The 10,443-nt window shown below is 73.3% G+C and carries 9 protein-coding genes and 2 pseudogenes; 5 read left to right on the top strand and 6 right to left on the bottom strand.

Annotation, left to right across the window (positions count from 1 at the left end):
* Window positions 1-463 precede the first annotated feature (463 nt).
* The 3 genes and pseudogenes from ACZ6S8_RS36975 to ACZ6S8_RS36965 form a co-directional block, all read left to right on the top strand.
* Entirely contained in the window at window positions 464-793 is a 330-nt protein-coding gene (locus ACZ6S8_RS36975; RefSeq protein ID WP_469462454.1) for a hypothetical protein, read from the top strand.
* 695 nt (window positions 794-1,488) lie between these two features.
* A complete protein-coding gene (locus tag ACZ6S8_RS36970) occupies window positions 1,489-2,298 on the top strand; it encodes a chymotrypsin family serine protease (RefSeq protein ID WP_469462452.1) in 810 nt (269 codons plus the stop codon).
* 497 nt (window positions 2,299-2,795) lie between these two features.
* Window positions 2,796-3,301 (top strand): annotated as a pseudogene (locus tag ACZ6S8_RS36965) (IS5 family transposase); the annotation flags it as partial.
* A gap of 591 nt (window positions 3,302-3,892) precedes the next feature.
* On the opposite strand, the gene ACZ6S8_RS36960 reads toward ACZ6S8_RS36965, so the two are convergent.
* The 4 genes from ACZ6S8_RS36960 to ACZ6S8_RS36945 all read right to left on the bottom strand — a co-directional run bounded on the left by ACZ6S8_RS36960 (window position 3,893) and on the right by ACZ6S8_RS36945 (window position 7,888).
* Complete coding sequence (locus tag ACZ6S8_RS36960) at window positions 3,893-4,096, bottom strand: hypothetical protein (protein ID WP_469462451.1); 204 nt, start codon at window positions 4,094-4,096, stop codon at window positions 3,893-3,895.
* 100 nt (window positions 4,097-4,196) lie between these two features.
* A complete protein-coding gene (locus tag ACZ6S8_RS36955) occupies window positions 4,197-4,484 on the bottom strand; it encodes a hypothetical protein (RefSeq protein WP_469462449.1) in 288 nt (95 codons plus the stop codon).
* Window positions 4,485-4,745: 261 nt separating this feature from the next.
* The gene (locus ACZ6S8_RS36950; protein WP_469462447.1) at window positions 4,746-6,473 is read right to left on the bottom strand and encodes a sigma-70 family RNA polymerase sigma factor; all 1,728 of its coding nucleotides are present in this window, start codon (window positions 6,471-6,473) and stop codon (window positions 4,746-4,748) included.
* Between the two features lie 443 nt (window positions 6,474-6,916).
* Complete coding sequence (locus ACZ6S8_RS36945; RefSeq protein ID WP_469462445.1) at window positions 6,917-7,888, bottom strand: hypothetical protein; 972 nt, start codon at window positions 7,886-7,888, stop codon at window positions 6,917-6,919.
* A gap of 204 nt (window positions 7,889-8,092) precedes the next feature.
* Between ACZ6S8_RS36945 and ACZ6S8_RS36940 the strand changes: the two genes are divergently transcribed.
* The gene (locus ACZ6S8_RS36940; protein ID WP_469462443.1) at window positions 8,093-8,923 is read left to right on the top strand and encodes a hypothetical protein; all 831 of its coding nucleotides are present in this window, start codon (window positions 8,093-8,095) and stop codon (window positions 8,921-8,923) included.
* Between the two features lie 88 nt (window positions 8,924-9,011).
* Complete coding sequence (locus ACZ6S8_RS36935) at window positions 9,012-9,500, top strand: isochorismatase family protein (protein ID WP_469462441.1); 489 nt, start codon at window positions 9,012-9,014, stop codon at window positions 9,498-9,500.
* 42 nt (window positions 9,501-9,542) lie between these two features.
* Here the strand turns inward: ACZ6S8_RS36935 and ACZ6S8_RS36930 are convergent.
* Window positions 9,543-9,620, bottom strand: a pseudogene (locus ACZ6S8_RS36930) (VOC family protein); the annotation flags it as partial.
* Window positions 9,621-9,650: 30 nt separating this feature from the next.
* Window positions 9,651-10,112 carry a peptidoglycan-binding domain-containing protein gene (locus tag ACZ6S8_RS36925; protein WP_469462439.1) on the bottom strand — a complete coding sequence of 154 codons (462 nt, stop codon included), beginning with the start codon at window positions 10,110-10,112 and terminating at the stop codon, window positions 9,651-9,653.
* Between the last annotated feature and the right edge of the window lie 331 nt (window positions 10,113-10,443).

Below are 10,443 nucleotides of genomic sequence, written 5' to 3'. Positions count from 1 at the left end.
CGGCCAGCGCCATCCAGAGGGCGACGAGCAGGGTCGGCCCGCCCAGGACGAGCGGAATGAACAGCGCCGACCCCGCCGAGGTCAGCGCGTTCCGCGCCGGCCCGGCCGGGCCGGCGCGCAGGACCAGATCCGTCGAGTCGGGGCCGTGTCTCAACAAGGGCTCGGTGGCCATGCCTCCAGCGTAGGACCGGTCCGCAAGAGCGCCTCGGCCCCGTTCGCCGTTGAGCCTTTGCCATGGCCCTCCAGGACGAGGACCTCACCCCGGCTCTCCAGGCCCATGCGGACAGCTGTCCGCCCAGGCGCGGGCGAACTGCTCGTGCGCGGGCGGCGGGCGTGGGACGCGGGGCCTTCGCAGTGGTCAGCTCCTTGCGCACGGAGCGGTGGTGACCGCTGGACCACGAGTTCCAGCGGCGGACCGTGCAGTCGGGCGGTCGGGCAGTCGGGCAGTCGGGCAGTCGAAAGCATGGAGCTGGAGTTGGAGGGCGGCTGCGTCACGGCTGACACCGAGAGCCGCCGCCACCTCGTCCACCAGGTCCGGGACGCTGAACAGCGGGTTGCTCTCGTATTGGCCCGGCGGCACGGGGGTGGTGGCGGACCGCTCTGCCAGCCTGCGCAGAGCGGCGAGCAGGTCGGCGGGCAGGTGCTCCTCGACTCCGTGACCGAGCCCCGGCTGAAGCTGATCAGCGCCGACGAGGCGCGGGCCCTGGTGGTGCGCCTCGGGCTCCTCGACGACGAGGGCCAGCACGAGGAGGTACGCCGGGCGGCGGGCGACCTGCGGTTCCGGCTCGCCTGACCAGCGGGCGCCCGTCACCGTCACGTCGTCGTACGGGGACACCCACACCCCGCCGCTCAGCTTGCAGCCCCACCGCGGGATGGGCCGGTTGGGGTCGCGGGCACCGATGTGGCTGACGACGAACAGCACGGGCGGGTGCTGGCCAATCGAATACGGGACAGTTCTTGATCACGTTTGGCCAGTTGTGGTATCGCTCTGCCGCCCCCGGCGGCGCTACCTTCGCTCACGCTCACGCTTACCTCACAGAGCACACAGCAAGGGGGGAATAGCGGTGCGCCGCACAAGAACCTGCCTGGGCAGAGAGCTCGGAGTGCTCACAGCCACCGCGACGGCCGCCGCAGGCCTGGCCGCCGCACCGGCCGCCGCCCAGCAGACGGCCCAGCCCGGCCAGACCTGTACCGCAGCCGATCTCGGCAAGTACTACCTCTACCGCGACATCCCCGGTTCCAAGAAGATCGGCCCCCAGAACAAGTACACCGGCTACATGATCGGCCATGACCGCTACGCCGACGGCGAGTTCATGCGCCAGTACAGCAGCGGCAAGCCGGACGACACCGGCACCTACGACCTGGTGAAGGTCTGCCCCTCAAACAGCCATAACCGCTCGGGCCCCTGGCCGATTCCGGCTGGGGCCCGTGTTAACGGCGCCGCCCGCGACGCCCGGCGTCTTGATCTCTCCCGGAAAGTGAGTGAACATGCCCCACTTCATACGCAAGGCCGCTGTCCTGACCGCGGCAATGGCGGCCTCGCTACTCGCCCCCGTGGCCCCTGCGGCCCAGGCCGACACCCGGGCCCCCGCGACCCAGGCAGCCGACACCCTCTACCCGATCGGCGGCGGCACCGGGATCTTCCAGCAGTTCGTGCAGACGCCGACGGAAGCGAAGATCAAGAGCTGTACGTTGACGGCGGTCGGCTATGACAACGCCGACAACCTCGTGGGCCTGACCAACGCGCACTGTTTCGTCGACAGCGCGGGCAACAAGGTGCACGGCGACAAGGTCTACCTCGACAGGTCTCCGCACGGCACCTTCTTCGCCCCCGCCCCGTTGCCCAGCAGCCTTGAGTTCCTCGAGGTCGGCGTGATCGGCGAGGTGACCTACATCAGCGAGGGCAACGGTTACTACACCGGCGGCGTGGCAGGCCCCGACTACGCCGTGATCAAGTTCGACCCGGCCAAGGTGACCCCGACGAACACGGTCAACAGCCCGTCGGGCTCGGTGACCATCACCTCACTCGGCGCCCGCCCCGCCGTCGGCACTCGCCTGTGCAAGATGGGCCACCGGACTGGGAAGACCTGCGGCAACGTCATCGGCCACGGCCCGGCGAGCATCGGCCGCTTCACCAGCGCCATCGCCACCAACGGTGGCGATTCCGGCGGGCCCGTCGTCGACGGAACCACCCTCGTCGGCAATCTCTGGGGCTTCCCCGGCCACACCTCGATCGAGTTCATCATCAGCGACATGAGTGCCCGGGGGGGCGTGGGCGCAGGTTTCCACCTCGCCTGACCTCCTGCCATCGACCGGGCGGCGTCCACCCCTGCGGTGGGCGCCGCCCGGCGTTGGCAGCCGGTGAAGAACCGCGGTGGTCGGCAGGCACCGAGAAGCGTCTCTGGATCCCCATGGCCCTGCTCCAGACCGCAGCGGCAAACAGCCCGCTGCTCGTGGGAAACCCGATGAATCCCACCATCGACAGAGCACTCGGAGGGCCGGCGGCCTGCTGCCCGCGATCGAGCCCAGCGTGGGGCGAGGCGAAGGGCGGTTGGGGTAAGTCGCGGCAGGCGTTCGAGCGGGGCTTGGCTGCCCTCGCGCAGTACGTCGCGCGGAAAGGCGGCCTGCCCGCGCGCTCCGTGGTCGGAGTCCTGCCCGACGGGGCGGATCACCGTACGGGGATCTGGTACGGAAATCTGAAAGCCCGCCGTGACAAACTCGGCCAGGCCCAACTGGCCGCACTCGCGGAGCTCGGAGCCGCGCGGGCGCGGTAACGGGAGCCCTGCAGGGCCACATTGGAGGATCCGCAACGCTCGGCGGCGCGGCAGGCTCTCGGCCGATCCCGGGGAGGGCTGACCACCAAGGTCCACCCGGCCGTCGACGGACGAGGCCTGCCGCTGTCCATCGTCCTGACACCGGACAACGTCAACGACTCCACACTGTTCGCCGCAACGCCATTTACGTCGTTCCCCGGTCCGGGATGGGCAGGCCCCGACACCGACCTGACCGGGTGCTGGCCGACGAGGCGTACTCCTCCCGGGCTATCCGGGCCGCGCTCAGGCACCGTGGCATCAAGGCCACCATCCCCGAACGCTCCGACCAGGTTGGCAACCGGCGTCGAAAGGGCAGCGCTGACGGATGCTTCCCCGCCTTCGACCGGGACGAGCGGACCATGTCCTGGCTCGCCGGCTACCGCCGCCTCAACCACCGCTACGAACGCCACCCCCGCAGCTACCTGGCCTTTCTCGGCCTCGCCGCCGCCATCTGCTGCTACAAATGCCTCGTCCGCCTCACCCCATAGGACACGGTCTCAGCGGGGGTAGTCCCTTGTGCTTTCGCCAGGCCTGTTGGCGGGAGGTACCGAGTGCGCCGGCGATGTCCTCCCACGGGGCGTCCAGGGCTCGCGCGTGCCGTACCGCCGCGGCCGCCGTGGTGGTGGCGAGCTGCTGGAGTTTGCGGGCGAGCGAAAGAGCGGCGAGCGGCTGGTCCGATGCAAGGCGGGGGCTCCAGGCAGCGGCGTCGCGGACGGCGTTCCGTGCTTCTGCGGGGGGCGCAGGAAGTGGCGGCAAGCGCGGGGGCGAGCCAGCAGGCCCGAGCACGGTCCTGGCCGACCAGGGCGAACACGGCGGACCGTGCGGAGTCCGCCGGGACGTCCAGGACGGACACGTCGACCAGCACCGGCGAGGCCCAGCCGCAGAGACAGACCGCGCGCAAGAAGTCCGGGGGGCGAAGGGCGCTCCGTCCTCGGGCCCCTCCCATTCCCCGTCACTCCAGGTCCGCTCGTAGAGCGCGCGGCCGACGCGGTAGGCAGGAGCCCGTTCGTCATCGCCGTGGTAGCCGAGCGCTGCCCCGATGTGCGCCGCGCGGGAGTCGGAGTCAAGTTGCCACATGGTCAGCGCCCCTGCCCGGCGCACGCCTGGGCGGTGAAGGCCGCACCCAGAGGGGCGACTCCAGCGGCCGAGATGCCCGCGAGGCCGAGAGCGGCGGTCTGGTGGGCCGCAACGGGTTCCATGAAGCCGGTGGCGCCCAAGGCCCACATGAAGAGCGCTCCGGACCCGCCCGCGCCGGTAGCGAAGAGGCCGAGAGTGCGGATCATGCGGAGGTTATGGCGTTGCACATCCGGTCTCGCATCGTTGCGGAAGCCAGAGTCTGTCATCACATGATGACGATGCTCCAGTCTCGGTCAAGGCGGCTCCCTACCCGGGGCGACTGGCATCGCTGCAGGCGACCCAAACGCTCGTGCTCGGAGGCGTCGGTGCCCGGCGAGCGGGCCAGCACCAGTCCTGCTCGTACGTCGTCCAGCCGGGGGGGGCGGCGCAGCAGTCCAGCGCCTCCCGCTTGCGGACCTCGGTGTCGGGCAGCCGTACCGCGTCGGCTCCCCGGCCCAGGAAGAGGCATACGGGGAACAGGTCCGGCAGCAGGGGCTCGGCGAGGTGGGCGAAGAACTTCGAAGAGCCGCAGGGCCGCCGCGGAGTCGTGACCAAGGGCTTCCGTCAGCGCCTGTCCGTACGCCGCGGCGGCCCGGTCGAGGTCCTTGGGGGCGGGTCCGGTCGGCCCGAACCGCTGCTCGACCGCCTTGAGGGCCTTGCGCAGCTTCCGGGGCATGCCGTCCGACGACCTGCTCAGCACCACGTGTCCTCTTCCCCCGGCGGTCACGGGGCGAGCCCCATTCCCTCATGCTAGCCATCCCGGCAGCGCACCGGCCGGGATCCACCGACATCGATGAGGCCGGTCCGGACGCGCGTTCACCCCAGGGCGAAGAGGAGGTTGACGGAGTTGTAGTAGTTGGGCAGGTGCACCAGCTCCGAGCCCGGACGCGGCGGGTCGGCCTTGGGCCAGTTCCGCGGGCCCAGCAGGTGGCCGGAGTAGTCGCTGTGCGGGACCCTCGGCACGAACCAGACGCGGTACGCGCCTCCGCGGGCGTCCGGCACGAAGCGCCAGAGCTGGCTCGCGGCGTCCGCGCCGGTGCGGCAGGGGCGCAGGGCGAGCCCGACGAGGTTTCCGCCGCCGGTGGTTCCGTCGAGGCAGGTTCCGGTGTCCGCGTTGCGGAGCTGGTGGGTGTGGTGGCGGCCGGGCAGGCGCTGCCAGCGCTGGGAGGCCTTTCCGGTGCACTTCTCCAGCTGTACGCGGAGGTCGGATCCGGCGCCGCCGAGTCCGACGCACAGCCCCGAGCCGACGTTGACCAGGGTGCTGCCGCCGGGAGCCGGCGACGGCGACGCGGAGGTCGGCGGGGCGGTGGCGGACCCGGTGGCCGATGCGGAGCCGGAGGGGAGCGGCGTGGCCGTGGGCGGGGACGGCGCGGTTCCGGAAGCGGGGACGCCGATGGCCACGACCGGTGGCGCCGCCGGCGGAGACCCGTCCGGGGTCGGGCCGGCCGGGGCCGCGGCCGTGCGGGCGGGTGCGGCGGCCCGGTCGGACGGAGCGGGTCCCGCGTCGCCCGGGAGCAGGCCGACCACTGTGACCGTGGTTCCCGCCACGGCCACCGCCACGGCCCATTTCGCGGCGCCGGCCCGGGCTCCGGCGAGCTGGACCCCGTTCAGCGTGCCCGCGGTGAGGTGGGTGCCGTTCCCGCCCAGGGTCGACAGGAAGGCGGCCGGGTTCCACAGCAGGATCCCGCCGACCAGCAGCACGCCCAGGCGGCCGTTGACGTCACGCAGGTCTCGCTCGGCCCGTGCGCAGCCGTCGCACGCCTGGAGGTGGCGGCCCAGGTCCCGGGTGAGCCGCTTGCCCGGGCGGCGGAGCGTGGCGGCGAGCTGGCCACCGTAGTGCCGGCACTCGTCGCTCGCGGTCTGGGCCAGGTGGGCACGCAGGTAGGCCTCCCGCAGGCCCTCCCGTGCGCGCGCGACCAGGGAGGCGACGCCGCCCGCCGATATGCCGAGGCGTCCGGCGGTCTCGGCCGCCGGCTCGTGCTCGACGACGGCGTGCCAGAGCACGGCCTGCCAGCGTTCCGGCAGTGACCGGTAGGCGCGCAGGACGAGCGATCCCTCTTCCGCCGAGAACACGGCCTCTTCGGCGTCCTGACCGTCCGCGAGGAGGGAGGCCCATTCCTCGAAGTCGTCGGACAGCTGCGTACGGGCGCCCTCCCGGGCCCAGGCGGCCGCCAGGCGCCGCACGCAGGTCAGCAGGTACGGCCGCCAGGCGTATTCGGGTCCGGCACCCCAGGAGACGGCCCGGTAGGTCCGGGCGAAGGCCTCGGCCGCGAGGTCCTGGGCGGTGGACAGGTCCCGGCAGCACGTGCGGGCGTAGGCGAGCACCGAGGAGTGGTGCCGGGTGAACACCTCGCCCATCACGTCGTCGATGTGGGCGTCGGTGCCGGAGTCGGAGTCGGTGCCGGTGGCAGTGGCAGTGCCGGCGGTGCCGGCGGCGGACGCGTCGGTGTCGGGCGTGTCGGGGCGTCCGCGCAGGAGGGCGCAGAGCTGCCCGTCGCTCAGGGTCCGGAGATGCTGCCGGCGGGCAGTGCCCGATGTACTCAACACGTGCTCCCGATTGGCTTGCTGATGTCCCGCACGTCGGTTCCGGGCGTATCCGTCGTGAGGTGCGACGCTGCGCCCGACCGGAATTCGCGCAAGTGTGCACGCTCGCACGGCCGCAGGCAAACGAGGCCGGGCGGGAAGACGTACGGCCGGCAGCGTCCGTCGACGGCAGCGGCGCCGTCGCGGGGCGGGCGGACGGGCCCGGTGCCCCATACAACGAAATCGCTCGTTTCGCCCTGACACCCCTACTGAGCAGGCCCGTTGGGGACGGACGGCCGCCGCGGAGCACCCCGGGTACCGTCACCGGTCGGCGCGTTCGCCCGGGTCGCGCGCTGTGGGAGCGCGCCCCGGGGCGGGCTTCCCTTGCGGGGACTCCCCCGTACTCCGCCCCCGGGCCGGTCAAGAGGATCACGCGAACCGGAATGCCCGGTCCGCGGCGGGAGTCAGCGGCGCAGGGCCGTGCGGAGGGTGAGCCCGTGGTGACGCCGCAGCCGGTACAGCTCCCAGCAGGACAGGGCCGTCACCGTGACGGGGGCGCCGAGGATGAACGCCGCCCGGGCCCCCGGGGGGACCTGGCCGTAGGAACCGGTGATCACGTCGAGGAGCGCCATCTCCCACACCAGGATGCCGGCGAGGACCGGCGGCAGGACCTCGTGGATGTCGGCGGTGCGGAAGACGTGCACGAGCGACAGTCCGATGCCGTAGAGGGCGAAGCCGATCGCCCACAGGCACACCACGACCATGACGATCTTCCCCGGCAGCCCCACGAAGTCGCGCAGCCCCTGCAGTTCCGGCGCCATGGCGAGGGCCGCCGTGCCCATGGACAGCATCATGGCCACGACCGAGCCGAGCGGGCGCAGGGCCCGGCGCAGGTACACCCGGCGCATCCCGTCCCGCGCCGCCGCCACGAAGGCCCCGACCACCACGGGGAAGGTGCAGACGAGCGTCAGGACGCTGGTCCAGCTCTGATCCAGGCGTTCGCTCGCCACCCCATGGACGTCCGCGGCGCTCGTGACGGCGTTGTAGGTGACCATCAGGCCCACCCAGGCGACGAGCCCCAGGCCGGTCCGCCACCACTGGAGCCGGCGAACCAGCGGGTCGTCGACGCGCCCGGGGCGTGCGGGGCGGAAGGTCCGGTGGGCGGCCCACAGCGGGTTGTACAGGCCGCGCAGGATCTTGCGCGCCCGCGACGGCTCCCGCGGTGGCGGGGCCAGCGGGTAGGGATACCCGTACGGGTAACCGGGCGGCGGGCCCGGCGGGGCGTACGGGTAACCCGGCGGCGGTGCGGGCCGGCCGTACGGGTACCCCTGCGGGGGCACCGGGGGGCCGTAGGGGCCCGGCGGCGGATGCGCGGCGCCGCCGCCCGCCGGGCCGTGCCCAGCGCTGCCGTAACCGCCGTTGCCGTAACCGCTCATGCCACGCACCCCCGAAGTCCCGCCCGGTCGAACCCAGGCATCCTAGGGGGTGTCGGCCGGGGCGCAGGATCGGTCCGAACCTGCGGGGCGGCCCCGCGCCGGTCCGAGCGAGCACCCGCTGACCTGCGCGATCGTGACCCGGCGGCCGTTGACAGGAGCGGGGGACGGTCCGCAAAGTGTCGGTTCGGATCACCAGGGGGAACGTTGGAACAGCAGCAGTACGCGGAGCAGTGCTCGGAACTCTTCGGAGTGGGCGCCTTCGCCGACGTCCGGGCCACGGCGCGCACGGGGCTGGAGGCCCTCGGGCCGGACCCGGTCCTCCTCCGCTGGCTCGGGCAGGGCCACATGGCGGAGGACGACGACGACCACGACCGCGAGGCGGAGACCGCCTACCGCGAAGGTCTGGCGCTCGCACCGGACGACCTCGGGCTCCTGGTCTCGTACCTCGAACTGTGCCTGCGGTCGGACTCCTTCACCTATGCCGCGCGGGCGAGCCGTGTGGCCCCCCTGCGGGCGAGGATCGAGGAGCTGGCGCCGCCGGGGTCCGCCGAACGCGTGCGCGTGGACGACGCGATGGGCTGGGCCGGCCGCGGCTACTGGGACGACCTGAAGGCCGGCGCCGCGCGCGGGAAGGAGCACGTAGAGGAGCAGCGGGCGGCCGACGGTGTCCGGAGCGCGCTGGTCACCGACGCGCTGCGGGGCACCGCGGGCGCTCCGAGCGCGCAGGATGCCGGGGAGGACCTGGCGGCAGCCGAACTGGCCGCGGCGGTCGAGCTGCTGCAGGGTCCGCGCAACGCGCTCCTGCGCCTGCTCCTCGCCCACCGGGTCCCCGCGTACGTGGTCACGTTCGCCCTCAGCTTCGGCATCAACCAGGCGCTGGTGCTGAGCGGAACCCTCGACTACAGCCTGTGGGGCTGGCTGTGCTGGGCGCCGCTCCTCGCGGCGGAGGCCAGGCTCCGCCAGGCCAGGCGCCTGGGCCGGGAGCGGGTCGTCGCGCGCATGCGCGAACGCCACGCGCAGGCCGACCGCGTCTGAGCGGCGTCCCGCCGGCCGGGGACCGGCAGCAGGGGCCGGGGCGCGGGGATCCGTCACGCGGCGCCCGCGGCGTGGCTACCATCCCCGGGTGACCACCGCGCTGATCCTCGTCGACCTGATGCCCCGCATCGTGGCCCTCCCCCTCGCGCCGCACTCCGGTGAGGAGGTGCTGGACCGCTGCCGCCGGCTGGCCGGCGCGTTCCGGGCCGCCGGCCGCCCGGTGGTGCTGGTCCGGGTGGAGCGGCCGGGCGTGGCCGAACAGCCGCCCGGCAGCGGCTTCGCCGAGGATCTCGCCCGCCCGGACGACGTGCTGGTCGTCAAGCGGACCGTCGGCGCGTTCCACGGCACCGGCCTCGACGCCCGGCTGCGCGCCCTCGGCGTGGACACGCTGGTGTTCGGCGGGTTGGTCACCACGATGGGCGTGGAGTCCAGCGCGCGGGCGGCGAGCGACCACGGCTACGAGGTGGAGTTCGTCGCGGACGCCATGTCCGGCTTCGAGGCCGAGGAGCACGACCTCACCGTGCGGAGGATCTTCCCCCGGTTCGGCGCGGTGCGCACCACCGCCGACTACGTCTGACGCCCTCCGGGACTCCCGCGTCGGCGGGTCTCCGCGTCAGGACGGGGCGAGGACGCAGAACTCGTTGCCCTCCGGGTCGGCGAGGACCGTCCACGGCACGTCGCCCTGACCCACGCCGGCGGCGTCGCTCCGACCTACGCACCTGCCCGGTCAACGGCCCGGGCGGCCGGTGCCGTTGACCGATCCGCCCAGCAGGGCGTTGACGGTGCGCCCGTCGGCGACGCCCGTCACGGGGAGGTTCACCGACTGCTGGTACGCGCGCACCCGGTCGCGGATCTTGGTGTCCGAGGCGGTCGGCGCGCCGTTCTTCCCGCCCGCCTTGAAGTAGTCGACGCCGAGCTGTGCGAAGGCCCGGTCCGCCTGGAGGTCGTTGTCGGAGATGGTGGCCTGGGTCGCCCAGCGCAGCGCCGCGTCGAGCCGGGTGACCTCGAAGTTCTTCGACCCGCTGGTCAGGCGGTCGGCGGTGACGCCCTGCATCCACATGGAGGCGAGGGTGGCCCGGCCGAGCGTGCCGAGCTGGTCGGTGGCCGTGAGGACGCGGGTGGTCTTCTGGTCGGCCATGACGGCCTTCTGGTAGCAGATGAGCGAGGCCTCGGTCTGCGGGTCGATCACGCCCTCCTTCCACTGTCCCTTCAGGGTGCAGGCGTTGTTGCCGAGGGACGCCAGCCGCAGCTGCGCGAAGTGGACCGCGACGTCGGCCTGGTAGCCGGCCCGCCAGGGCGGTCCTTGCTTCGCGGCCTGCGGGTTCCCGGCCGGGGGCGGGGGGGGGCCCCCCCCCCCCCCCCCCCGGGGGCCCCCCCCCCCCCCCCCCCCCCCCCCCCCCCCCCCCCCCCCCCCCGGGGGGGGCCCCCCCCCCCCGCGGCCCCCCCCGGGGCCACGCCCGTTCGTACGTACCGGGGTAACGGGCACGGGGTCCGCCTCAGCTCTCCGTAGGCGCCTGAGA

It is taken from the genome of Streptomyces sp. NPDC048461 (assembly GCF_055587105.1).
This window is presented reverse-complemented; position numbering and strand designations above follow the sequence as displayed.